Here is a 23,142-nt window from a genome sequence, read left to right on the forward strand (position 1 = left end):
GAGCATGAACCGTATTGATCAGCGTTTCAGTGAACTTAAACAGCAGGGCCGCAAGGCTCTGATCCCTTACATCACCGCAGGGGACCCAGCACCGCAGTATACGGTGGGCTTTATGCACGCACTGGTAGACGCCGGTGCCGATGTCATTGAACTTGGCGTGCCTTTTTCCGACCCAATGGCCGATGGCCCAGTGATTCAGAAAGCCTGTGAGCGTGCGTTAAAGCAGGGCACACGGCTGGTTGACCTGATGCAAATGGTCAATGAGTTTCGCCAAACCGACACCACAACGCCAGTCGTGTTAATGGGGTATTTAAATCCGATTGAGCGTATTGGTTACGAGAACTTTGCTGACCAAGCTGCCACAGTCGGCGTCGATGGCGTATTGATTGTCGATATGCCACCGGAAGAAGCCGATGAAATTGGCCCATTGCTGAAATCTCGTGATTTAGCGGCGATTTTTCTCGTTGCGCCTACCACTTCTAACGAGCGTGCCGCTACAATATGCGCCCATGGCGAGGGCTACTTATACTATGTTTCGCTGAAAGGCGTGACAGGCGCTGCCACCCTGAATGCCGAAGACGTAGCCGAGCACTTGGCTCCACTGCGTGGGATGACCGATTTGCCGCTTTGCGTTGGTTTTGGCATTCGTGATGGCGTTACGGCCGCGGAAGTGGCTAAAGTCGCCGATGGTGTAATTGTAGGTAGCGCCTTGGTTAACCGTATCGCCGAAAGCTTGGATGCGCCGGAAACCATTGCGGGCCAGTTGAAAAGTGTATTAGCAGAAATGCGTACGGCGATGGATGCCTAAAGCTAAATGCTTTATCGCCTATACTTAACAGTTTGACGACACTCATCAAGCCTGGTTTTGCCAGGCGTTGACGTATAACGGAAGCCTTTTTGATATGAGCTGGTTAGACAAGATCGTACCCTCCATGGGTCGTATCCAGCGTAAAGACCGTCGCGCTAGCGTTCCCGACGGCCTCTGGCGTAAATGTCCCAAGTGCGAAGCGGTTCTCTATCTTCCTGAGTTAGAGAAACACAATAGCGTCTGCCCCAAGTGCGATCACCACCTGCGCTTGACGGCGCGTAAACGCTTGGACTGGTTCTTGGATAAAGCAGGACGCGAAGAGATCGCGGCGGAAATCGAACCCAATGATCGATTGAAGTTTCGCGACTCTAAAAAATACAAAGACCGCCTGACTGCAGCGCAAAAAGATACCGGTGAGAAAGATGCACTGGTGGCAATGCGCGGTGAGTTGGACGGTTTGCCGGTAGTAGCGGTTGCCTTTGAGTTCACTTTTATGGGCGGCTCGATGGGGGCGGTGGTCGGTGAGAAGTTTGTGCGCGCCGCTACCCTGGCCCTGGACGAGAATATCCCGCTGGTGTGCTTTGCTGCCTCGGGTGGTGCGCGCATGCAGGAAGCGCTCTTCTCGTTGATGCAGATGGCCAAAACATCCGCCGCGCTTGAAAAGCTCAAGCAAGAAGGCGTGCCGTATATATCGGTGCTTACAGACCCCGTCTTTGGTGGTGTTTCAGCCTCACTGGCCATGCTGGGCGATTTAAATATTGCCGAGCCCAATGCCTTGATTGGCTTTGCTGGCCCACGGGTGATTGAGCAAACGGTGCGTGAAACGCTACCCGAAGGGTTCCAGCGCAGTGAGTTTCTGCTTGAGCATGGCACTGTCGATATGATCGTTCATCGTCATGAAATGCGTGCCCGCGTGGGCAGTGTGCTGCGTAAACTGACTCATCACGATGCTACGCCAGTTAGTTCGTGGTCGACTGATGATGCGGACGTTTCAGAACCTATCGTCGAAGAGGCAGCGTTAGCGGACACTGCTGACGTCACTTTTGAAAGCATTGAGCCGGCTAAGAAGGACACTTCCTCTACCCCTAAGAGTGACGACCATACACGCAATGCCTGATTCTTTGCAGCCAGACTCCTTGTCGCCCTTGTCTTTAAATCAATGGCTTCAACATTTGGAAACGTTGCACCCGGTCGGTATTGATATGGGCCTGGAGCGGGTTTCCAAAGTGGCAAGGCGTATGGGGCTGCTTTCAAGCCCGATTGCTCCCCGAGTTATTTCCGTGGCGGGAACAAATGGCAAGGGCTCAACCCTTGCCATGATCGAGAGCATTGCCCGTGCCCACGGTTGGCGGGTGGGTACCTATACATCACCCCACTTATTGCGCTACAACGAACGCGTCAAAATCGACGGTCAGGAAGCTGAGGATAAACTGCTCGTAGAAGGTTTTGAGCACGTTGAGCGAGCACGCTTGCAGGATGATGAAATCAGCCTGACCTATTTTGAGGCGGGCACACTGTGCGGTCTGTGGTGCTTAGCTAACGCAGAACTTGATCTTGCGGTACTTGAAGTAGGTCTTGGCGGTCGACTTGATGCGGTCAATATCATTGATGCAGATGTGGCCATCGTCACCACGATTGCTCAGGATCATGCTAATTTTTTAGGCACCGATCTGGCTCAGATTGGGCGCGAAAAAGCCGGTATATTCCGTGCTGGCAAGCCAGCCGTATTAGGCAGTCAAGCGTTACCAGTAAGCGTTTTCGAATGCGCACAGTCGTTAGCAGCGCCTAAGTTTGCATTAGGGCAGCAGTTTACCCACCAAACCATGGGTGAAGAGTATTCCAATTGGCGCTGGCAGGGGCAGCAAGCGGATGGCACGAGCATCGTCGTTGACGCGCTTCCTGACCCTGGGCTGCCTATCGATAATGCGGCGACTGCATTACAAGCGCTCGTACTAGCCGGAATGGCGTTGGTGCCCGCTCATGTAAAAGTAGGGCTCGCGACGGTGCAACTGGCTGGGCGGCTACAATGGATTGGGCCATGGTGCCTGGATGTTGGGCATAATCCTCATGCCGCCGAGTACGTCGCTCGCCACTTACCGTCACCGCCCGAAGGGGGCCAGCAGTGGGGCCTTATCGGCATGTTGAATGATAAGGATATTGACGGTGTCATACAGGCATTATCTGCCCGCATCAGCGATTGGGTATGCGTGTCGCTGACAGGCGAACGAGGTTGCCTGGCAAGTGAGTTGTCGCAACGTATTATAGCTCAGGGAGGGCGGGTGCACTTTTGCGCAGAGTCGCCGCACGCTGGCGCCGATTGGCTCGCTAAGGTGTTAACGCCCAATGATCGTGTCTTGGCCACCGGGTCGTTCTTTACTGTAGCGGCACTGCTAGCTCGGCCACTACCAACAGGCGCCGCGTCGCTTGATGGAGACGGAAATGAAATACGGTAAAACCGAACGCATTAGCGGTATTGTAATTTTGCTCGCACTGCTGGCGATCTTTGTGCCGTGGCTAATGAGTGACCCGGCACCTAGAGAAGAGCGTCCCCAGCCGAGCTTTGTCATTGAGCAGCCGGTTGAGGTGGAGCGTCGTAATGTACCCGCGCCAGAAAGGCCCTTAACCATTGATGAACCCGCATTATCTTCAGCACCCAGTGACGATAGTGACAACGGCTCTATCCCTATTGATGCCAACCCGCGAGCGCCGCAAACCGATCAAATCGCTGCTTCAAACCAGTCACCTTCTAGCGCAGAAGCGGCAGGCTCCAGTGAGCCCGACGAGGCGCCGTCTACTCCTGATAGCGACCCCATCGCTGATTTAATTGCCACCAATAGTAGCAGTGGTCAAAGCAGCTCTGGAAGCGAGTCACAAAGCGCTTCTAGTCCTTCTTCCAGCGCCCAAGGGGAGTGGGCGGTGCAAGTGGGCAGTTTCGGTGAGCCAGCGAATGCCCAGCGACTCAGCGCACAACTGTCAGAAGAGGGGTTTAGCGTTTATCAACGTGAGCGTGATAACAATATGACCACTGTATTTGTTGGCCCGTATGCCACCTCCGAAGACGGTGAATCCGCCATGTCCTCGATCAAAGAACGCGCCAATGTTCAGGGCCTTCTTGTTCGAGTAAGAGACTAAACCATGGCGTTAACATGGATTGATGCGGTGTTCTTGGCCGTGCTGGCGTTATCAATGCTAGCCGGTTTCGTAAGAGGATTTGTACGCGAAGCATTGGGCTTGGCCGCCTGGGTCGTCGCGTTAATGGTGGCCCGGGTGCTCGCCGAGCCGGTGGCGGAACTGATGAGCGGGTTTATTGAAAGCTTTGATGCCCGCCTGGTGCTCGCTTTCATGCTGGTGATTTTTGCCGTCATTTTACTCTGTGGCATCGTGATCCGATTGGTGCACGCTGCCGTAGAGTGGGTCGGCATGGGCTTGTTGAACCGCGTGGCGGGGGCCGCTTTCGGTGTTGCCCGCGGGGCGGTTGTTTTGCTTGTGGCGACGGTGCTGATTACGCTCACCCCGTTATCTGAGCTACAGGCGTGGCAACAGGCGGAGCTGCGGCCGACCTTTATCCAACTGCGCGATTGGGCGGTGAGTCAGTTAAACCAGTGGGATCGCGAGCTGCCTGATGCGCCGTCGTCACTACGAGATATTTCTCTGCCTGCGTTGCGCCTGCCTGGTGCAGCGGAACGTGAAGTTATCCCGACAGGTGATTGACCTGTTACTGAAGTCGATTCTACGAACGTACGGGCTTGCTTAGGTAAGTGACTTAGGTAAGCCATGGCATTAAGCGAGGTAACGTGAATGTGCGGTATAGTGGGCCTTCTAGGCAAACAGGCGGTAAATCAGGGAATCTACGATGCCCTGACCGTACTTCAGCATCGTGGCCAGGACGCTGCCGGCATGATGACATGGAGCGAGGGACGCTTCTTACTGCGCAAGAGTAACGGATTGGTTCGTGACGTATTCCACACCCGCCACATGGCTCGCCTGAAAGGCAACCTGGGCATTGGTCATGTACGTTATCCGACGGCAGGCTCATCAAGTGAAGCAGAGTCGCAGCCGTTCTATGTCAACTCGCCTTATGGTATTGCGCTGGCGCATAACGGCAACCTGACCAACTCTGAGCAGTTGAAACAGGAGCTGTTCTCGACCGATTTACGCCACATCAATACCAGTTCCGATTCTGAAGTGCTGCTCAACGTGTTTGCTCATGAGCTGGGTAAGCAAGGCTTACACCTGGAAGCGGAAGACATCTTTGACGCCGTGCGTCGCGTTCACCGTCGCTGTAAAGGTGGCTATGCCGCCGTGGCGATTATTAATGGCTTTGGCATGGTGGCGTTCCGCGACCCCTTCGGTATTCGCCCGGTAGTCTTCGGTACCCGCGAAGAGGAAAACGGTCAAGCGGTTATGATCGCCTCCGAATCCGTTGCGTTGGATGTCGGTGGCTTTGAGCTTGAGCGTGATCTGTCGCCTGGTGAAGCTATTTTTGTAGATATCGAAGGCAATATTCATACCCAAGTCTGTGCTGATCGTCCGCTGCTTCGCTCGTGCATTTTTGAACATGTTTACTTAGCGCGCCCAGACTCGCTGCTGGACGGTGCCTATGTTTACGGCACCCGGATGCAGATGGGCCGCAAGCTGGGTGATCGAATCCTCAATGAATGGCCGGATCATGATATTGATGTGGTCATTCCTATTCCAGACACGTCGCGCACCTCTGCCCTCGAAATGGCACAGCACCTTGGGGTGACATATCGCGAAGGGTTTATGAAGAACCGCTACATTGGCCGTACCTTTATTATGCCGGGGCAGACTCAGCGGAAGAAATCGGTACGTCAAAAGCTCAACGCTATCGACGTTGAGTTTAAAGGCAAGAACGTGCTGCTGGTGGATGACTCCATCGTGCGCGGCACGACCTGTAAGCAGATCATCCAGATGGCGCGTGATGCCGGTGCCCGTAAGGTCTATTTTGCCTCGGCGGCGCCGCCGGTTCGCTTCCCCAATGTGTATGGCATCGATATGCCCGCCGCGTCTGAGCTGATTGCCCATGGCCGTAGCGAAGAGGAGGTCGGTGATTTAATTGGGGCTGACCGCATCTTCTATCAAAACCTGGAAGATCTAAAAGCGGCGTGTCGTGAAGTGAATCCTGAAATGGAAGAGTTCGATTGCTCGGTGTTTGACGGCAACTACGTCACCGGCGATATCGACGACGCTTATTTGGCCGCGCTTGAAGCTAGCCGTAATGATTCTGCCAAGGATCAGAGCGCTGGCGATCACGCTCTTGTCGATATGCACAATCAAGACGATGACCTGGACGATTAGGAGTGAAGCCTTATGCATGATGACAATCATCAGGAAGACGGTCACCAGGATGAATGGTCATTAGAGACACTGGCGATCCGGGCAGGCCATCAGCGCACCTTTGAGCAGGAGCACTCGGAGCCTATTTTTCCGACCTCGAGCTTTGTCTATGAAAGCGCTGCAGAAGCGGCGCGTAAGTTCGGTGGCCAAGAGCCGGGTAACGTTTACTCGCGCTTTACCAACCCGACAGTGCATACCTTTGAGCGTCGCCTAGCGGCGCTTGAAGGCGGCGAGCGCTGTGTTGCCACCAGCTCGGGTATGTCGGCCATTCTGTCTACCGCGCTTGCATTGCTCTCAGCAGGGGATGAAATTGTGGCCTCCCGGTCGCTATTTGGCTCAACGGTTAGTCTGTTCGATAAGTATTTAGGCAAGTTTGGTATTACCACGCGTTATGTCGAGCTTTCCAATGCCGCTGCATGGGAAGCGGCGATCACGCCCAAAACGCGTCTATTGTTTGCCGAAACGCCCTCGAACCCGCTGTCTGAAATTGCCGATATTCCGGCCCTGGCCGCGTTGGCCAAACGTCACGACGCGCTGCTGGCAATTGATAACTGCTTCCTCACACCGGCCCTCCAGCAGCCGTTGGCGCTAGGTGCTGACCTAGTCATCCATTCGGCGACTAAGTATTTGGATGGGCAGGGCCGTGCCATTGGCGGGGCAGTAGTGGGGAGCCATGCGCTGCTTGAAGAAGTGTTCGGTGTGGTACGTACCTGCGGCCCGTGCTTGAGCCCTTTCAATGCCTGGATATTCACCAAAGGGTTGGAAACACTATCACTGCGTATGAAAGCGCATTGTGAAAATGCCTTGATCCTTGCCCGCTGGTTAGATGCACATCCGGCGGTGAACCGCGTGTTCTATAGCGGCCTGGAGGATCATCCACAGCACGCCTTGGCCAAACAGCAGCAAAAGGGGTTCGGCGCCGTATTGGGCTTTGAAGTGAAGGCCGGTCAGGAAGGCGCGTGGCAGGTAATTGATGCGACTCGCATGCTTTCGATAACGGGTAATTTAGGTGATGTTAAAACCACGATTACCCACCCGGCCACCACTACCCATGGGCGTCTTTCTGATGACCAAAAGGCCGCTGCCGGTATCGCCCCTGGCTTGATCCGAGTCGCGGTAGGGTTAGAAAGCCAGGAAGACATTCAGCGTGATTTAGCCCGTGGACTGGATGCCCTGGCTGCGAGTTAACTAGCCGCTTGATAAGCAAAACCGGCCCAGCAGTTGGCCGGTTTTTTTCTGCGCCAATCTCAATCAGCACGCTATCTTCAAACAGTGGTTTTTACGAATGATGTGTTCTGCTTTTTTCAGCGGTTCCTAACGCGGTTACACGATATGCTTGCGTTATTAACGTATTCGCTAACGGGTAGCGACGAATAAGGGAAAACAGTGATGTGGCGTAATAGTCGTAGCGGGTGGGGGTTGATCAGTATTCTGTTTCACTGGCTAAGCGCGCTGGCTATTATCGGTCTGTTTGCGCTGGGCTGGTGGATGACGGACCTTGGCTATTATGACCCCTGGTACAATCAGGGCCCATGGGTACATCGCTCGATTGGTATGTTGCTACTATTTGCTACCCTGGCGCGATTAGTATGGCGTTTTGCTCAACCAACCCCTACGGCAGAAGGCGACCGCCTAGAGATTATTGCTGCCCATGTGGGGCATATCGCTCTTTATGTGCTTGTATTGCTGGTCATGGTGAGCGGCTACTTAATTTCTACCGCTGACGGGAGCGGTATCAGTGTCTTTGGTTGGTTTGAGGTGCCTGCACTGGTATATGACTTCCCCAACCAGGCAAGCTTGGCAGGTAACGTACATTGGTATAGCGCTCTGGCATTGATAATTATATCGGCAGGTCACGCGCTTGCCGCGTTTAAGCACCACTGGCTAGACCGGCATTCAACATTGGTACGTATGCTAAACCCTGCGCATAGCCGAGCTGGCGATCATAGTGCAACAAAGTCATCACGTTAGCCGTTTACACTTTTTCTAAACATCGCGCGTAAGATAATTGACTTTCCGCGGTGCCTATTAAGTAAAGCAAGGAGCAATTCAATATGTTCAAGAAAACAGCATTTGCATCCGCGATCGCCGCTGTAGCGCTGGTACCATTGAGCCAAGCACAGGCAGCTGATTACCAAATCGATACCGAAGGCCAGCACGCCTTTATTCAATTCAAAATTTCTCACTTGGGCTTCTCTTACATTCTAGGTAGCTTTGAAGAGTTTGAGGGCCAGTTCGCTTACGATCCTGAAGACCTTGAAGCATCTTCAGCAGAAATCGAAGTCCAAGTGGATAGCCTGACCAGCAACCATGCTGAGCGTGACCGTCATATCTTGAGCGGCGACTTCTTGAATGCCAGTGAATTCCCGACAGCTACCTTTACCTCCACAGGCTTTGAGTCAACGGGTGATAATGAAGGCGTGTTGACCGGTGATTTGACCCTGCACGGCGAAACTCAAGAGATTGAAATGCCGGTTACCCTGATGGGTGAAGGCGATGACCCGTGGGGCAACTACCGCGCTGGTTTTGAAGGTAGCACTACGCTGACCTTGGGCGATTATGGTATTAATATGAGTGACTTCCCTGAATCTATGCACGAACTTGAGCTATATGTGACGTTTGAAGGTATTCGTCAGTAAGAATTTACTGCGCTAAGTACGCCACTGCCCTTTAAGGGCGGTGGCGTTTTACGTTACAACCGATAAATATTTATCCATCACCTAAGGAGAGAGTGCTTGGCTGCTGTCATGCAACAAAAAGAGTTGGCGATAACCCTATGGCGTCAAACGTGGCCTATGGCCATTGGGGTGTTGGCGCTATTGGGTTTTCAACTTGTTGATAGCGCATTTATTGCTCGTTTGGGTACTGCGCCGTTGGCCGCGCAGTCATTTACCTTTCCTTTGTCGTTTCTGATTATCGGCATTCAGGTAGGGATGGGTATTGCAATTGCCGCGCTTATTTCGCGGGCATTGGGGGCGGGTGAAGAAGCCCGGGCGAGACGCTTAAGCAGTTTGGTGCTTATGGCGGGTGGCGGCGTCATCGGCCTCTTGGCGATCGCATTATGGATATTTTATGTGCCTATCTTTCGACTGCTGGGCGCGGATGAAACGACGCTTTCCTATATCCGCATTTATTGGGCGCCTCAGCTGCTATCCACATGGTTGGGGGCACTGCTTTATTTCAGCTATAGCGTTTTTCGTGCCCACGGTGACACCCGCCTACCAGGCAAAATGATGGTGCTGAGTAGTCTTGTGAACCTTGTTCTCGATCCACTGCTAATCTTTGGCATTGGTGATTGGGAAGGCTGGGGTCTACCTGGCGCAGCCTGGGCAACCGCGATTGCTTTTTCAGTAGGTCTATTGGTGACCACGCGTAAATTACTTAAACGCCAGTGGGCCGCTCAGCAGGGACTGTGGCAAGAGGCCAAACAGTCGTGGCGGCCATTTACGGGTATTGCCGCACCGGCCATGGTCAGCCAGCTGATGCCACCCTTGGCTGCGATGCTGGCAATCTCTGTTGTGGCGGGCCTGGGTGAAAGCGAAGTGGCCGCCTGGGGCTTGGCAAGCCGTTTGGAGACACTCTCACTGATGGTCATTCTGGCCATGACCATGTCGCTGCCGCCATGGTTAGGGCGTTGCTACGGTGCCGGTGATTGGGGGCAAATTCAGCAGCTGATGACGTTAGCTATTAAGGTCGCGCTATTTTGGCAGCTGGGTCTCGGCATAGTATTGGCACTGGGAGCGCCCTGGCTAGCGATGGCGTTGGCAGGCAACCCGGATGTGAAAAGCGAGCTGACGCTGCTGATTCGTTTTCTCTTGCCTAGCTATGCGGCACTAGGTGTTTGCATGCTAGTCGTCTCGGCAGGTAATGCGTTAGGTTGGCCATTACGAGCCATGCTGTTATCCAGTGCGCGGCTGTTTATTTGTTATTTGCCTTGCCTATGGTTGGGCTCGCAGTTCTTCGGTTGGTGGGGGCTGGCGGCGGGTGCGGCCGTGGGGAATCTGCTGGCAGGCTTTATGGCATGGCTCGTTATGCGGCGTATTTTATCCCGCCCGCATCGGCAGGCGGGATTCATCCATTAACGCTTGCGTGCTGCTTCCTGATAGGAAAAATACATAAACAGTAGTGCCATACCCAAGTAGCCCATGACAAACTCTGGCGCTGCATTGAAAGAGAGTTTAGGGGCGTGCATTAGTCCGAAAAACGAAAAGCCCGCCGCAATTGCCGCGAAGGCGGCTGCACGCCTAAACTGATGATCAATCACCGAGACCGTCATAGCGCCCAGTAGGATCGCCATAAACATGGCCCCTTGGCCCATTACTACGATGGCACTTGAGATATCGGTCACTACCTCGCCAGCCCCGCGATTAAAGCGCGTCATCACGTAGTTAGCAAAGTAGGGCAGCATGGCCAGCGCCACGGCAGGGTAGTAGCGCGTGTCGTTGGCTTGAAAGGCGGTCGCAATCATCGACATGCCAACAAAGACTAGAATGGGCGCTACTACAGAAACGGGAATAATTGCTGCCAGCGCAGCAATGAGACCGAACATGGTGGCTAAGGCATATACAGCGCCATTCAGCAGGCTGTATCCCCGGCCCGCGCCCATCCATTTAGCGCCTACCGTTGCGATATAAACCGTAGTTGGAAAGACGCCGCCAAATAGCGCGCCAATCATGGTGCCTGCGCCATCTACTGCCTGGCATTCGCGCACATCGTATTTGTCGCCTGCCGCCTCCATTGCTTCCACGTTGTTCATGGTTTCAATAGCGTTATACAGTGTAATGGGCAGCACCACGGTCAGCACTGCAAGCATGCTGGTCAGCAGTAGCCCCAGCCCCTCAAACCAGGCCAGATTGGGAAGTAATGGATAAAAGCCTAGGTGGGTAAAGGCATCGCTAAACCGTTCGGTGCCAGCGTCGCCAATCAAGTAGGCCATGGCGGTACCGACAATAATGGCAAATAGCGAGGTTGGAAGCTTAAAGGGCATGCTCACTCGTGCGACCAGCCCAACAATAATAATCGCTAATACCAGCAGGCCGATAATCGGCATTTCGAGTGTTTTAAACAGCATTTCTCCGGCAATAAACGTCAGTGCAACGCCGGCCACTGCGCCAAGCATAGCGGCTCTTGGTAAGTGGTATTGCACCCAGCGACCAATGACGCTAATCGCGGCTTCAATGGCACCGCTTATAAAGCAGGCGGCAACAGCCACTTTCCAAGCCATTTCCGCATCGCCGGTGAGCTGTTTGGCGGGTAGCAATACGCCGAACAGGAATACGAACATCACCGGCGTCGAGATACCGTAAGAGAGCGCTGTCACATCCGCCCGGTTTTCTTTGCGTGCCAGCCTTGCCGCGCTCCATGCATAGTAGAAGTTGCCTACCATCACCGCTACCGCTGCGCCGGGCAGCACTTGCCCATAGACAATGGAGGCAGGAAACCCCATGCCCAGCATGGTGATGGCGATAATGACAAAGTTGGCGATGTTGTTTTGGAAGAGAGCGAAGAATGCGTCAGTGTCTTCTTTTTTGTACCACGGATAGTGAGTGCTGGCAGCCGCCATGTTATGCCTCTTGATTATGGTGTGTTGTATACAAGGCTATACTGAGTGTGCCGAAGTGTTGACTAATCGGTCAAGTGCCTAATACATGAAAACGCCCAGGCGTTGCCTGGGCGTTTGTTACTGCGTTGCTGCTTGGCGATTAGTCGTTAACAGCGGCAATCGCTTTGGCCAAGTAGGGGAGATTCTCGTGGGAGAAGCCCGCTACGTTGGCGCGACCCGAGCGCACCATGTAGATACCAAACTCGTCACGCAGGCGATCGACCTGTTCCGGCGTTAAGCCGGTGTAGGAGAACATGCCACGCTGCTCAGCAACGCAGGCGTACTTCTCGTCCAGTCCGTAGGGCTTCAGTGCTTCCACAAAGTCGCGGCGCAGGGTATTGATGCGATCACGCATTTCGGTGAGTTCTTCACGCCACATCTCGGTCAGTTCGGCGTCGTGGAGAATTTCGCTGACGATAGAGCCGCCGTGAGCGGGCGGGTTCGAGTAGTTCTCACGGGCAACGATGGCGACTTGAGAGCGGATGTTGTCCATCTGCTCGTTATTTTTGGCCACCATGATCAAGCAACCGGTACGCTCGCAGTAAATACCAAAGTTTTTAGAGCATGAGCTGGTGATGATCGCTTCATCAAGGTTCTCTGCCAGCAGGCGCACGCCATAAGCATCTTCATCCAGACCTTCGCCAAAGCCTTGATAGGCGAAATCGATCAGCGGAAGCAGCTTGCGTTCACGCACGATTTCCAGCACTTCCTGCCACTGGTCATGGGAAAGATCAAAACCGGTGGGGTTATGGCAGCAGGCGTGTAGCACCACCACATCACCTTCAGGAATGCTTTTCAGCGCTGACCGCATGCCGTCAAAGTCGAGACGGTTGTCGGGGTCAACGTAAGGGTACTTGTGCAGCTCAATACCAGCCGCGGTAAAAATGCCGTGGTGGTTCGGCCATGTCGGGTCACTTACCCAGATACCCTTACCCGGCAGCTGTGTGGCAATAAAATCTGCAGCCAAGCGCAGCGCGCCGGTACCGCCTGGTGATTGGGTGGCGCTGGCACGATTGGCTTTCAAGACGGATGAATCAGCGCCAAAAACCATGGGCAGCACGACTTCGCCATAGCTAGGCGCGCCGTGAGAACCGATATAGGTTTTTGTCGTTTCGTTTTTGAGCAGGCGAGCTTCTGCTTCCTTAACAGCGCGCATTACCGGCGTATTGCCTTGGGTATCACGGTAAACACCGACACCTAAATCCACTTTTTGTGGGTTGGTATCTTTTTTGAAAGCTTCGATCAGCCCGAGAATGGCGTCTCCTGGGACTCGCTCAATATGCTCAAACATTTATTCGGCTACCTCGTCGGTTCTGGCGGCAAGAATGAAGTCATTTAGATGCAGGCCTTTAATAGCATGAGACCACCACGTGACGGTGGCTTTGCCCCACTCTGTGGTAATAACGGGGTGGTGGCCAGCCTGCTCTGCAATATCACCAACGCGTTGGGTGAATGCCAATGCGTTGGCGAAGTCGCGAAATGTAAAACTCCGTGACAGCTTCATGATGCCATCGTGCTCGACAATCTGCCACTGGCTGAGGCTTTTTAGCCGCTCTTGGGCTTCTCCTAAGTTTAGCGGCTGAGCATTTTTACCGCAGGGTTCGCAGGTAGATTCAGCGAGCGTTGCCATCTTTTTGCTCCTCTAGCGGGGTGTTTCTTACTAGCGTAGAAGGCAAACGCAGTCGCGACCAATATCCTTGGCGTTATACAGCGCCTGGTCGGCCCGTTCGATCAAACTCGTAAGAGGCTCGCCACAACGAAATTCGGCAATTCCGATGCTTAGTGTTACCTGGCCAGCACCCATGCCGAAGTCGTACACACTGATGGCATGGCGTATTCGGTCGGCAAGTGTATGGCAATGCTGCAGCGATGTGAGCGGCAGCACGACCATAAACTCTTCTCCGCCCAGGCGGGCGATCATGTCTTCACAGCGCAGTAGTGACTGCGCTTGTGTCGCCAACTGTTTGAGCACGTCATCACCGTGCAAATGGCCCCAGCGGTCGTTAAGGCGTTTAAAATGATCGATATCGATCATCATGATGGAGAGCGGCGTGCCATGGCGGGTGCTAAGTGAGGCTATATTAGTTAAATGCACCATCAATTTGCGCCGATTGGGTAACTCTGTGAGCGGGTCTGTATCGCATAGCTTGCGAAGCCGCTGCTCCTCGGAGACCTGGTCGCTAATGTCCATCATTATGCCGTTCCACTGCACTCCATCCACGACCGTCTTTGGTCGTGCGCTCACCGCAATCCAGTGAGGTTTTTCTTTCGGCAACGGTAGTAGAAAGCGGGTCGTCAGCGGCAGCATCCAGCGTGCTGAACGTTCGATCGCTGACATGATTTTGGGGTGATCATTGCCCGTTAATTGCTCAACCAACTCACCAGCATTTTGTGCGAGCAGGTCTCGGTCAATATGTTTGAGAGCCACACCGCCACCCTCTATATAGGGGAAGCGCATATGACCGTTACGAGCGCGGTGTAATTGAAAGATGACGCCAGGAATGTGGGGTATCAAGTGGTCAGCGCTGATTCGCTGGGGTGCGTCTATATCATTCACGGGCATGCGTGAATCTCCAAGCATATGCCAATTTAATTTTGGTCGTGAAGATTAGCGCTATTTACGTAATCAGTATGTAAGTAATTTCAGGCAATATGGTTAAAATTTATATTTTTTAAGAATATACATATTATTTTATAAAATATAAAAAGTTGAATTCTAAGCAATAGTCGATGCGTTATTGGCATTTAGTGATAAAATTAATTACTTTTTTGCATATTAAAAAACTTTTTTATTCCTGAGGTGGTTTCTTGGAAGAAGCACGAGAGCAAATGTCTCGCTCATATGGCTTGGTCAGTTTAGTGGGGGCAGGCCCCGGCGATCCCGAGCTATTAACGCTCAAAGCATATAAGCGGCTGCAGTCTGCTGAAGTCGTGCTATATGACCGCTTAGTCAGCGATGAGATTGTTGCGTTTATACCCGCGCAAGCGCAGCGTTTTTATGTCGGCAAAGCGCGCTCGCAGCACAGCGTTCCTCAAGATGGTATTAACCAAGCGCTAGTAAAATGGGCGCAGCAAGGTAAGCGCGTTGTTCGCCTCAAAGGCGGCGATCCGTTTATTTTTGGCCGCGGAGGCGAAGAGCTTGAGGCCCTGGTGGCGGCGCACATTAGTGTGGAAGTTATACCGGGAGTAACCGCGGCATCGGGCTGTGCGGCGTATGCGGGAATACCGCTGACCCATCGCGATCATGCCCAGTCGGTGCGCTTTGTGACCGGACATTTGCAGCAAGGCGAGTGTGATCTTGATTGGGATGCGCTCGCGCGGCCTGGGCAAACGTTGGTTTTTTACATGGGGTTGGGTAACGTAAATGTGATTAGCCAGGCGTTGATTAAGCACGGCTTAGCGCCGGAAACACCGCTTGCCTTGATTGAGCAAGGAACAACGCGCCAACAGCAAACTCATATTGGGTGTTTGTCAGCGCTTCCAGCTACTTTCTTGGCGGGCCACATTAAACCGCCTACGCTGCTAATAGTGGGAAGTGTGGTGTCGCTGCACACGACGCTCAGTTGGTTTGATGTGCACAATGGACAAGCATCAGGCTTCTATGAGGGTAAACACCCCCCTTCAGCTTAACGTGATTTATCATAGAGGGTGGTGGTAACGTTACAGCAACATTTATATACGATTGTTACTAACAGACTGGCTAGATACAGGGAGCTGTGTATGCTGAAAGGGAGAACATCCACGGCTAGCGCATTACAAATGCAATTGATTACGTTAGCTTGGCCAACGTTAGCTTAGACCAAAGAGGAACGCATAATGTCAGAAACAAATAATACGGATCACCCGACACCGGCCAACAAGCCGGAGCCAGCCAAAAAGACAGAGCCGGCTAAAAAGACGGATATGAAAACTCTCTTTCAAGATAACCGAGTAAAAGCGATTGCAGGGATCGCTGCTATTGCGGTTGTCTGGGCGATTATGGCGCAGTCTAACGCAGGCTCTCGCCAGGATCGCGTCGATAGCTTAGAAGAGCAGCTCGCTAGCGTTGAGCAAGAAAACAGCCAAATGAGCCAGCGCATTAGCGAAATAGAGGAAGCTGAAACCAATTTAGCCGCGCTGCAAGAGGAAATGGCGTCTCTTGAGGCTCAGCAGCAAGAGGCCAATTCTTCGCTCGAGAGTGCTCAAACCAATGTCAGCGATGTGCAGTCGCGGTTAGAAGAACTTGAATCCGAGCGAAATGCGCTAGAAGAAGAAATCGCCTCTCTTAATGAGCAGATAGAGAGCGCTGACAGTGAGATGAGCGCGCTGCGTGAAGAGCGCGACGAGATCATCAGCACTCGCGATGAGGCGGAAAGTACTCTCCAGCAAGTTGAAGAAGCGCGTTCTAGCGCTGAAGAAGCTCGTCAGGAGGCTGAAGCCGCCCGTCAAGAAGCCGAGGAGCAGCGCCAACAAGCGGTTGAAGAGCTGGGCAGCATGGAAGAGGAGCTGTCAGGGCTAGAAGAGCAGATTAGCCAGTCAAATGAACAGCTAAGCGGTTTAGAAGAGGAAATCTCAACTGCCCAAAGCGAGCTTGATGAACTAAAAAGCGAGCGTGATTCCATCACTAGCGAACGCGATGAGCTGCAAAATGAAGTGGATTCGCTAACGGCGCTTCGCGAAGAGGAAGAGCAGAGCTTGAGCGACGTGCGCACCGAGCTCGATGACGTCATGGTCGCTTTAGAGATGGGCCGTGAGGAAGTGTCGAGCGTTGAGAATGATATTGAAGAGCGTGAGAGCCAACTAGAGCGCTTAGAGAGTCAGCTTGGTGAATGGCGCGATGAGCTTTCCACACTAGACAGCCGTTTGGCCGACGCTGAGGAGTCTGCTGGTGAAGCCACTTCTTCTTCCCAGAGCAGCGGTTCAGAAAGTGGCTCGTCAGAAAGCGGTTCGTCTGAAGACAGCTCTTCAGACGACGGCGCTTCAGACGATGGCTCTTCAAATAGTGGTTCTTCAAATGACAGCTCTGCACAAGAGAATTCGTCAGAAGAAGCGTCTAGCAATGGCGATGAGAGCGCCAACGATAGCGATGGTGGTAGTGAGGAAGCACAGCAAAACGCTGCTGGCTAATAGTGAAAAGCGGTAACGCTGTAGACTAGCAACACGAGAGCGGATGTCGGGCAACCGGCATCCGCTTTTTGTTTGCTGGTTTATGATTGAGCCCCCGAGGAGTATCATTCACTCAACGTTAATTAAGTGCCTAAATGAGGAGTGCCATTGAATGGATGGGGTTAAACATATTATTGCAGTGGCATCGGGTAAAGGTGGCGTGGGTAAATCCACGGTCACCGTTAACTTGGCGTTAGCCTTGTCTGCGCAAGGATATCGTGTGGGTGTTCTTGATGCAGATATTTACGGCCCCAGTCAGGCTCAGATGCTGGGTGTTAAAGAGGGTGTACGCCCTCAAGCGGCTGCCAACGATAAATTTCTGCCGCTGGAAGCGCATGGCCTTCAAGCCATGTCGATGGCGTTTATGGTTAACACTCGCGAGCCAATGGTGTGGCGTGGTCCTATGGTGGTGGGGGCGTTTCAACAGATGCTGACGCAAACCCAATGGGACAATCTCGACTTTCTGTTGATCGACATGCCGCCGGGCACTGGCGATATCCAACTGACGCTGGCGCAGAAAGTGCCGGTGGCAGGCGCTGTGATCGTCACAACGCCGCAAGATATTGCGCTTTTAGATGCCCGCAAGGGGATCGAGATGTTCCGCAAGGTTAACGTGCCGGTACTGGGCGTAGTGGAAAATATGAGCCTTTACCACTGTGAAAACTGTGGCCATGAAGCGGCTATTTTTGGTACTGGTGGCGGAGATAACATCGCTCAAGAATACGATACCCAAGTGCTTGGACGGCTACCACTCACGCTCTCCATCCGTGAACTGACGGATTCAGGGCGCCCGAGTGTCATATCTGAACCTGAGGGGACGGTGAGCCAGACCTTTGCTGTTATCGCCCAAAAAGTAGCCGAAGCGGTTAATGCCAATCAAGGCGATGGACCCACTATTTCCTTTAGCGAGTGAAGAAGTAACACATGAGTATCAAATCTGATAATTGGATTCGCCGCATGGCCAAAAGCGACGCGATGATTGAGCCGTTTGAAGCCGAGCAAGTGCGTTATGTGAATGACCAACGCGTGATTTCTTACGGCACGTCAAGCTATGGCTATGACGTACGCTGCTCAGATGAATTTAAAGTTTTCACTAATATTCACTCAGCGATTGTTGATCCTAAAGCGTTTGATGCGAAAAGCTTCGTCGATATTAAAGGCGATGTGTGCGTTATTCCGCCCAACTCTTTTGCACTGGCGCGTACGGTCGAGTACTTCCGGATTCCTCGAAATGTGCTGACTATTTGCTTGGGGAAATCTACTTACGCGCGCTGTGGCATTATTGTCAATGTGACCCCGCTGGAGCCCGAGTGGGAAGGCCACGTGACACTAGAGTTTTCTAACACCACCAATCTGCCAGCGAAAATCTATGCCCATGAGGGTGTTGCGCAGATGTTGTTCTTAGAGTCCGATGAGGTGTGCGAAACTTCGTATAAAGACCGCGGAGGAAAGTACATGGGCCAGCGCGGTGTTACTTTGCCGCGCACCTAGCCTTACTGCTTTGCTGACAAAAAACGCCTGACGGTGGTAAAGCCGTCAGGCGTTTCTATTTCAAACTGAGTGAACAGTCATTTCCGGCTAGAAAGCATTCATTAGTCCTGCTGTTCGTCATCCAGCTCTGTGTCCCACTCCTCATCCAGCTCTTCAGCCGCGTCGGCGTGAGAAAGGCGCATTCCATGCTCGGGTAACAGATGACCGTCCATTTTGGCGCCTTCGGCGCTGAACTGCAGTCGGCCTTCCAAAAACCACTGCACTGCAATCGGGTAGAGTAGATGCTCACGGGAACGCACTTTTTCCTGCAGTGTTTCCACCGTATCGTCAGGGCTGACCTGGAGCTCTGCTTGCAGCACGACGGGCCCACCATCCAGCTCTTCGGTGACAAAGTGCACGCTGCACCCATGGCTGGTAACGCCGGCTGCCAGGGCACGGGCGTGAGTATTAAGCCCTTGGTACTCGGGGAGCAGCGAAGGGTGAATATTCAGCATGCGACCTAAGAAACGCTGAACAAAACGAGGCGTCAAAATACGCATGAAGCCTGCCAGGACGATAAGATCCGGTTCATGGCGTTCAATGACTTTGATCAACGCGCCGTCATAAGCTTCACGGCTATCGTATTCGCGGTGGGGCAGGGCGACCGCTTCAATGCCCGCTTCGTGGGCCCGCTTTAGGCCGTAAGCATCCGCCACGTTCGAAATAACGGCAACAATCTCCCCGCCGCCGAGGCGGTCATGGGACTGCGCATCTATCAATGCCTGAAGGTTGCTGCCGCTACCCGACACCAGTACCACGATGCGGCGAGCACCCAGGGGGTCTGGGGTTATATCTTTAATGGTATCGCTTTGGTAGTCCGTATTGGTCATGCCGAGAGATTCTCCAGAATGACGGCTTCCCCTTGGCGTTTGACGATCTGGCCAAGACGATAAACGGATTCGCCTTCGCCCTGCAGATGAGCGATGGCCTGCTCGGCCTGTTGCGCAGGCACGACAACGACCATGCCAATGCCGCAGTTAAGCACACGGTGCATTTCGGTTTCGTTGACGTTGCCCTGTGCCTGCAGCCAGTCAAATACGGCAGGGCGCTGCCAACTATTAATATCAATATGAGCAGCGAGATCATCCGGTAGAACGCGGGGAATATTTTCCAGCAGACCGCCACCGGTAATGTGTGACAGTGCGTGCACAGGGATGTCACTACCGCGCATTAACGAGAGCAGTGATTTCACATAAATGCGGGTGGGCGCCATTAATGCATTACCCAGGGACTTGCCGTCGATGTCAGTAGTCAATGAAGCGTTACTGACGTCGAGTATTTTGCGAATCAGCGAATAACCGTTGGAGTGCGGTCCTGAGGATGCAAGCCCCAGGATGACATCACCTTCGGCCACTTTGCTGCCATCCAGAATGTCTGCTTTCTCAACTACGCCGACACAAAAACCAGCTAAATCGTAATCGCTGCCTTCGTACATGCCCGGCATTTCGGCCGTTTCACCACCGACCAGTGCACAGCCGGCCAGCTCGCAGCCAGCACCAATGCCGGTGACAACGTCAGCAGCAATATCCACATCAAGCTTACCCGTGGCATAGTAGTCAAGAAATAGTAATGGCTCGGCGCCAGCCACGATCAGATCGTTGACACACATCGCGACTAAGTCAATCCCAATCGTGTCGTGTTTGCCAAGATCCATCGCTAGGCGCAGTTTGGTGCCGACGCCATCGGTACCCGAGACAAGCACGGGTTGCCGATAGCCCGCCGGAATTTCACATAGCGCGCCAAAACCACCCAGCCCGCCCATGACTTCTGGGCGTGTGGTGCGTTTGGCAACGTGTTTGATGCGGTCAACCAGGGCATTACCGGCATCAATATCGACGCCTGCGTCCTTATAGCTGAGGGAAGGAGTAGCCGAAGAAGAGGAGGTCTCGGTCATGACAGATCCTGTGAAGCAATTAGCGGTGCTGGTAGTGCTGGCGACAAAGCCAGTGCTGGGCTTAACTTGAGCGGATTGTAACACTCAGCGGCTCAGGTCGCACCGCTGTGACACATGATGAAAAGCATACGAGCAGCTTTTGTTCATATGCGGCATAGTAGTGGTAAGTAAAAATAGTAGTGTTTAATGAAAATGTTGGTTTAAAGCCACGTTTGAGAGGGAACTATGCGGAATTCTTGGTGGGGTGTCCTGTTTTTAGTGGTGATCGGCGGTTTGATTTATTTGTTAGATGCAGTACTGATGCCTTTTATTGCTGGGATGATTCTCGCTTATCTAGCCGATCCGTTAGCAAACCAGTTCCAGCGTTGGGGGATGAACCGCCCATTAGCAGTCAGTAGTGTGTTTTTGGTGTTACTCCTCATTCTAGTGGTGAGTTTGCTCATATTGATTCCGCTGATTGTCCAGCAGCTTAAACAATTGGGAGAGGCCATCCCGAGTATCTTCAACTGGGTGGAAAATATCCTTGCCCCACAGGTGCAGGAGTGGACTGGCTACGATGTGACGGCGGAATTAACCAATGTCCGCGAAACACTCGCTGAAAACTGGCGGGATGCCGGTGGCTATTTAGCCCAGGCCTTAGGCCAAATTGGCCGCTCAGGGATGGCATTCGTTTCTTGGATTACCTATGTGGCCTTGATCCCTGTCGTTACTTTCTATTTGCTTTTGGACTGGAACCGTTTGCTCGATAATATTGCCAATTTGATTCCGCGTCAGTGGGCAGATGATACCTTTCGCTTAGCGCGCCGCTGCGATGAAGTGCTTTCATCATTTTTGCGCGGGCAGTTGCTCGTTATGCTGTGTTTAGGAATTATTTATTCGGTAGGTTTGACGTTGATGGGCCTAAATTTTGGCCTACTCATCGGCTTTGTGTCGGGGCTAGTAAGCATCGTGCCGTTTTTGGGCTTTATCGTTGGGTTAGTAATCGCTCTAGTTGTCGCGCTTTTCCAGTATGCTACTTGGTGGGCCTTGGTCGGCGTCATTTTGGTGTTCAGTATCGGCCAAGTGGCTGAGAGTGTGATTCTACAGCCTAAGTTACTAGGTGATAAAATTGGCCTGCATCCGGTCGCCGTCATATTTGCGGTGCTGGCGGGGGGGAATCTATTTGGACTGACAGGGGTGTTGTTAGCACTGCCCGTCGCGGCGGTCATTCTAGTGCTACTTAAAGAGGTTAAGGTTCGTTACCAACATAGTGAGTTGTACGACGATAAAAACATCGACAAAGAGTCAACGATAATTGAATCCAGTTCTTCATATCATGATGAGTTAGGTCGTGATAAGCAGGGTCGTAACGATTTTGGGGAATCACCATGAGCCGAATACCGGCACAGCTTCCACTGGGGATCGGGCTGCGGGATGACACTACTTTCGATAACTATTATGCGTCGCGGGCAAACGCACCGCTGGTTGAGCATATTACCCAGCAGTTAACCCCCACGGGAGAGCAGTTTCTTTATCTCTGGGGTGCTCCTGGTGTTGGCCGTAGTCATTTGCTTCAAGCCGCCTGTCACGCCGCATCGGATGCTGACAAGCGCACGCTTTATTTGCCACTAAGTGATTTAGGCCATTTTCCGCCATTAATGCTGGAAGATATCGAGCGCCTGGACCTTGTCGCCATTGATGACCTGGAGTGTGTGATTGGTCGTAAACGTTGGGAAGAGGCGCTATTTCACGCCTTTAATCGACTGCGTGATGCCGGTAAAAAACTGGTGATCACGGCAAGTGCCTCCCCACGCCAGCTCAATGTGGTACTGCCCGATTTGGCTTCGCGTTTGACTTGGGGGGTAACCTTTCACGTACACCCTTTAGAGAACGATGAAGAGCGTTTGACAGCTTTAAAGCTGCGCGCCAGCGTGAGAGGAATGCAGCTACCCGATGATGTCGGGCGCTATATTTTGCATCGTGGCCCGCGCGAGTTGGGCGAGCTTTGCCGCGCGGTGGAAACACTGGATAAAGCGTCTTTGTCGGCCAAGCGCAAACTAACCATTCCGTTTGTGAAATCTGCACTTAGTTGGTGAACTGAAATAGTTGGTGAACTGAAATAGTTGGTGAAATGAGATGAAAATTGATGGCCCAGAGACTAAAACGCCACCGTTGGCAGGGCCAGCGGTGGCGTTATGGTTTACTTAAACCTTGTTGGTTTAGGCAGTTTTCGTCATTTTGCTAGCGGCAGTTTGCGCCTGCTTGACGTTATCTTCAGTGATTTTCTGGCTTTTCTGGATAAAGTCCTGCTGTAGCGATACAGCTTTATCTGCGTCGCCTTTAGCGCGCTCGGCTAAATCTTTAACAACTTTCTGCTGACCTTCCATGTAACTACGCAGACCTTCTGCATCCTTGACATCCATCATCTGGCGCATCTGTGCAACGCCTGTGTCGAAATAGGCTTTGCTGGCATCCATTTGAGCATTGACCATTTTTTCGCTGTAATCGATGCTCAATGCCATATAAGCGCGTACTGGCGCCATAAACATGTTGTCAAATTGCTGAGTCATTTCGTTCGTGTTTAAAGTACGCATCGTCATACCCTCCAGGGTCTAGTCTTGCCAAAAGCAGCTATCCAGAGGTTGGCGCTGCTTATTGATTGGGTAGCTTTTTAAGCTATCTTGCGATGCAGCATAACAACTGTTTTTGTGCAGTGCAACATTTGGCTTTAGGCATTTTAGGATAGGCAGGCAAGTAAGTGTATGTGGACTAGGTCATGTTTACCCGCATGGCCTAACCAGCTAGCTTAAAGGGAGTTGATGCAGT

Annotated in this window: 23 protein-coding genes; 16 read left to right on the forward strand and 7 right to left on the reverse strand. The window is 52.7% G+C overall.

The features are described from left to right. Positions 1–4: 4 nt before the first annotated feature. From trpA to V8L71_RS12795, 10 genes are all read left to right on the forward strand, one after another. Positions 5–808 (forward strand): tryptophan synthase subunit alpha, encoded by an 804-nt coding sequence (gene trpA, locus V8L71_RS12750; protein WP_336274358.1) that lies wholly within the window; start codon positions 5–7, stop codon positions 806–808. Positions 809–902: 94 nt separating this feature from the next. Next, positions 903–1,925: an acetyl-CoA carboxylase, carboxyltransferase subunit beta gene (gene accD / locus V8L71_RS12755; RefSeq protein WP_336274359.1), complete on the forward strand. Its 1,023-nt coding sequence runs from the start codon at positions 903–905 to the stop codon at positions 1,923–1,925. Then, entirely contained in the window at positions 1,918–3,261 is a 1,344-nt protein-coding gene (gene folC / locus V8L71_RS12760) for a bifunctional tetrahydrofolate synthase/dihydrofolate synthase (protein ID WP_336274360.1), read from the forward strand. The genes accD and folC overlap by 8 nt, the downstream gene beginning before the upstream one ends. Then, a complete protein-coding gene (locus V8L71_RS12765) occupies positions 3,248–3,940 on the forward strand; it encodes an SPOR domain-containing protein (protein WP_336274361.1) in 693 nt (230 codons plus the stop codon). The genes folC and V8L71_RS12765 overlap by 14 nt, the downstream gene beginning before the upstream one ends. Before the next feature lie 3 nt (positions 3,941–3,943). Further along, positions 3,944–4,519, forward strand: a complete 576-nt coding sequence (locus tag V8L71_RS12770; RefSeq protein ID WP_336274362.1) for a CvpA family protein — start codon at positions 3,944–3,946, stop codon at positions 4,517–4,519. A gap of 87 nt (positions 4,520–4,606) precedes the next feature. Next, on the forward strand, positions 4,607–6,127 hold the full coding sequence (gene purF, locus V8L71_RS12775) for an amidophosphoribosyltransferase (protein ID WP_008956202.1): 1,521 nt from the start codon (positions 4,607–4,609) through the stop codon (positions 6,125–6,127). A gap of 12 nt (positions 6,128–6,139) precedes the next feature. Then, on the forward strand, positions 6,140–7,354 hold the full coding sequence (locus V8L71_RS12780; RefSeq protein WP_336274363.1) for an O-succinylhomoserine sulfhydrylase: 1,215 nt from the start codon (positions 6,140–6,142) through the stop codon (positions 7,352–7,354). Positions 7,355–7,555: 201 nt separating this feature from the next. Then, a complete protein-coding gene (locus tag V8L71_RS12785; RefSeq protein WP_035557421.1) occupies positions 7,556–8,137 on the forward strand; it encodes a cytochrome b in 582 nt (193 codons plus the stop codon). An 83-nt stretch (positions 8,138–8,220) separates the two neighbouring features. Beyond that, on the forward strand, positions 8,221–8,805 hold the full coding sequence (locus V8L71_RS12790; RefSeq protein ID WP_035557424.1) for a YceI family protein: 585 nt from the start codon (positions 8,221–8,223) through the stop codon (positions 8,803–8,805). A gap of 108 nt (positions 8,806–8,913) precedes the next feature. Then, a complete protein-coding gene (locus V8L71_RS12795; protein ID WP_035557632.1) occupies positions 8,914–10,248 on the forward strand; it encodes an MATE family efflux transporter in 1,335 nt (444 codons plus the stop codon). Here the strand turns inward: V8L71_RS12795 and V8L71_RS12800 are convergent. The 4 genes from V8L71_RS12800 to V8L71_RS12815 all read right to left on the reverse strand — a co-directional run bounded on the left by V8L71_RS12800 (position 10,245) and on the right by V8L71_RS12815 (position 14,331). After that, on the reverse strand, positions 10,245–11,729 hold the full coding sequence (locus V8L71_RS12800; RefSeq protein ID WP_035557427.1) for a uracil permease: 1,485 nt from the start codon (positions 11,727–11,729) through the stop codon (positions 10,245–10,247). The genes V8L71_RS12795 and V8L71_RS12800 overlap by 4 nt on opposite strands. Before the next feature lie 139 nt (positions 11,730–11,868). Next, positions 11,869–13,059, reverse strand: a complete 1,191-nt coding sequence (locus V8L71_RS12805) for an amino acid aminotransferase (protein ID WP_008956208.1) — start codon at positions 13,057–13,059, stop codon at positions 11,869–11,871. After that, entirely contained in the window at positions 13,060–13,398 is a 339-nt protein-coding gene (locus V8L71_RS12810; protein WP_035557430.1) for a 4a-hydroxytetrahydrobiopterin dehydratase, read from the reverse strand. It lies immediately after the preceding gene. 30 nt (positions 13,399–13,428) lie between these two features. Continuing rightward, entirely contained in the window at positions 13,429–14,331 is a 903-nt protein-coding gene (locus V8L71_RS12815; protein ID WP_035557433.1) for a GGDEF domain-containing protein, read from the reverse strand. A 266-nt stretch (positions 14,332–14,597) separates the two neighbouring features. Between V8L71_RS12815 and cobA the strand changes: the two genes are divergently transcribed. The 4 genes from cobA to dcd all read left to right on the forward strand — a co-directional run bounded on the left by cobA (position 14,598) and on the right by dcd (position 18,404). Further along, positions 14,598–15,398, forward strand: coding sequence for a uroporphyrinogen-III C-methyltransferase (gene cobA, locus V8L71_RS12820; RefSeq protein ID WP_035557436.1), 801 nt, complete (start codon positions 14,598–14,600; stop codon positions 15,396–15,398). Positions 15,399–15,584: 186 nt separating this feature from the next. Beyond that, entirely contained in the window at positions 15,585–16,874 is a 1,290-nt protein-coding gene (locus V8L71_RS12825; RefSeq protein ID WP_035557440.1) for a coiled-coil domain-containing protein, read from the forward strand. Between the two features lie 151 nt (positions 16,875–17,025). Further along, on the forward strand, positions 17,026–17,826 hold the full coding sequence (apbC, locus tag V8L71_RS12830; RefSeq protein WP_052703755.1) for an iron-sulfur cluster carrier protein ApbC: 801 nt from the start codon (positions 17,026–17,028) through the stop codon (positions 17,824–17,826). 11 nt (positions 17,827–17,837) lie between these two features. Further along, positions 17,838–18,404 (forward strand): dCTP deaminase, encoded by a 567-nt coding sequence (gene dcd / locus V8L71_RS12835; protein ID WP_008956214.1) that lies wholly within the window; start codon positions 17,838–17,840, stop codon positions 18,402–18,404. 101 nt (positions 18,405–18,505) lie between these two features. Here dcd and purN read toward each other — a convergent pair whose 3' ends face one another. Both purN and purM read right to left on the reverse strand, forming a co-directional pair. Beyond that, positions 18,506–19,273, reverse strand: coding sequence for a phosphoribosylglycinamide formyltransferase (gene purN, locus V8L71_RS12840; RefSeq protein ID WP_035557444.1), 768 nt, complete (start codon positions 19,271–19,273; stop codon positions 18,506–18,508). Then, a complete protein-coding gene (gene purM, locus V8L71_RS12845) occupies positions 19,270–20,337 on the reverse strand; it encodes a phosphoribosylformylglycinamidine cyclo-ligase (RefSeq protein WP_035557447.1) in 1,068 nt (355 codons plus the stop codon). Before purM ends, purN begins: the two co-directional genes overlap by 4 nt. 225 nt (positions 20,338–20,562) lie before the next feature. On the opposite strand from purM, the gene V8L71_RS12850 reads away from it, so the two are divergent. Both V8L71_RS12850 and hda read left to right on the forward strand, forming a co-directional pair. Further along, positions 20,563–21,708 carry an AI-2E family transporter gene (locus V8L71_RS12850; protein WP_035557450.1) on the forward strand — a complete coding sequence of 382 codons (1,146 nt, stop codon included), beginning with the start codon at positions 20,563–20,565 and terminating at the stop codon, positions 21,706–21,708. Next, the gene (hda, locus tag V8L71_RS12855; protein WP_035557453.1) at positions 21,705–22,412 is read left to right on the forward strand and encodes a DnaA regulatory inactivator Hda; all 708 of its coding nucleotides are present in this window, start codon (positions 21,705–21,707) and stop codon (positions 22,410–22,412) included. Before V8L71_RS12850 ends, hda begins: the two co-directional genes overlap by 4 nt. Before the next feature lie 123 nt (positions 22,413–22,535). Here hda and V8L71_RS12860 read toward each other — a convergent pair whose 3' ends face one another. Next, positions 22,536–22,910 carry a phasin family protein gene (locus V8L71_RS12860; protein WP_035557456.1) on the reverse strand — a complete coding sequence of 125 codons (375 nt, stop codon included), beginning with the start codon at positions 22,908–22,910 and terminating at the stop codon, positions 22,536–22,538. Positions 22,911–23,142: the final 232 nt, after the last annotated feature.

The organism is Vreelandella indica, from assembly GCF_037070225.1.
GTDB lineage: Bacteria > Pseudomonadota > Gammaproteobacteria > Pseudomonadales > Halomonadaceae > Vreelandella > Vreelandella arctica.

Coding starts and splice junctions, on each gene's coding strand:
- trpA (WP_336274358.1), top strand. CDS start 5: ATGAACCGTATTGATCAGCGTTTCAGTGAACTTAAACAGCAGGGCCGC.
- accD (WP_336274359.1), top strand. CDS start 903: ATGAGCTGGTTAGACAAGATCGTACCCTCCATGGGTCGTATCCAGCGT.
- folC (WP_336274360.1), top strand. CDS start 1,918: ATGCCTGATTCTTTGCAGCCAGACTCCTTGTCGCCCTTGTCTTTAAAT.
- V8L71_RS12765 (WP_336274361.1), top strand. CDS start 3,248: ATGAAATACGGTAAAACCGAACGCATTAGCGGTATTGTAATTTTGCTC.
- V8L71_RS12770 (WP_336274362.1), top strand. CDS start 3,944: ATGGCGTTAACATGGATTGATGCGGTGTTCTTGGCCGTGCTGGCGTTA.
- purF (WP_008956202.1), top strand. CDS start 4,607: ATGTGCGGTATAGTGGGCCTTCTAGGCAAACAGGCGGTAAATCAGGGA.
- V8L71_RS12780 (WP_336274363.1), top strand. CDS start 6,140: ATGCATGATGACAATCATCAGGAAGACGGTCACCAGGATGAATGGTCA.
- V8L71_RS12785 (WP_035557421.1), top strand. CDS start 7,556: ATGTGGCGTAATAGTCGTAGCGGGTGGGGGTTGATCAGTATTCTGTTT.
- V8L71_RS12790 (WP_035557424.1), top strand. CDS start 8,221: ATGTTCAAGAAAACAGCATTTGCATCCGCGATCGCCGCTGTAGCGCTG.
- V8L71_RS12795 (WP_035557632.1), top strand. CDS start 8,914: ATGCAACAAAAAGAGTTGGCGATAACCCTATGGCGTCAAACGTGGCCT.
- V8L71_RS12800 (WP_035557427.1), bottom strand. CDS start 11,729: ATGGCGGCTGCCAGCACTCACTATCCGTGGTACAAAAAAGAAGACACT.
- V8L71_RS12805 (WP_008956208.1), bottom strand. CDS start 13,059: ATGTTTGAGCATATTGAGCGAGTCCCAGGAGACGCCATTCTCGGGCTG.
- V8L71_RS12810 (WP_035557430.1), bottom strand. CDS start 13,398: ATGGCAACGCTCGCTGAATCTACCTGCGAACCCTGCGGTAAAAATGCT.
- V8L71_RS12815 (WP_035557433.1), bottom strand. CDS start 14,331: ATGCCCGTGAATGATATAGACGCACCCCAGCGAATCAGCGCTGACCAC.
- cobA (WP_035557436.1), top strand. CDS start 14,598: ATGTCTCGCTCATATGGCTTGGTCAGTTTAGTGGGGGCAGGCCCCGGC.
- V8L71_RS12825 (WP_035557440.1), top strand. CDS start 15,585: ATGTCAGAAACAAATAATACGGATCACCCGACACCGGCCAACAAGCCG.
- apbC (WP_052703755.1), top strand. CDS start 17,026: ATGGATGGGGTTAAACATATTATTGCAGTGGCATCGGGTAAAGGTGGC.
- dcd (WP_008956214.1), top strand. CDS start 17,838: ATGAGTATCAAATCTGATAATTGGATTCGCCGCATGGCCAAAAGCGAC.
- purN (WP_035557444.1), bottom strand. CDS start 19,273: ATGACCAATACGGACTACCAAAGCGATACCATTAAAGATATAACCCCA.
- purM (WP_035557447.1), bottom strand. CDS start 20,337: ATGACCGAGACCTCCTCTTCTTCGGCTACTCCTTCCCTCAGCTATAAG.
- V8L71_RS12850 (WP_035557450.1), top strand. CDS start 20,563: ATGCGGAATTCTTGGTGGGGTGTCCTGTTTTTAGTGGTGATCGGCGGT.
- hda (WP_035557453.1), top strand. CDS start 21,705: ATGAGCCGAATACCGGCACAGCTTCCACTGGGGATCGGGCTGCGGGAT.
- V8L71_RS12860 (WP_035557456.1), bottom strand. CDS start 22,910: ATGCGTACTTTAAACACGAACGAAATGACTCAGCAATTTGACAACATG.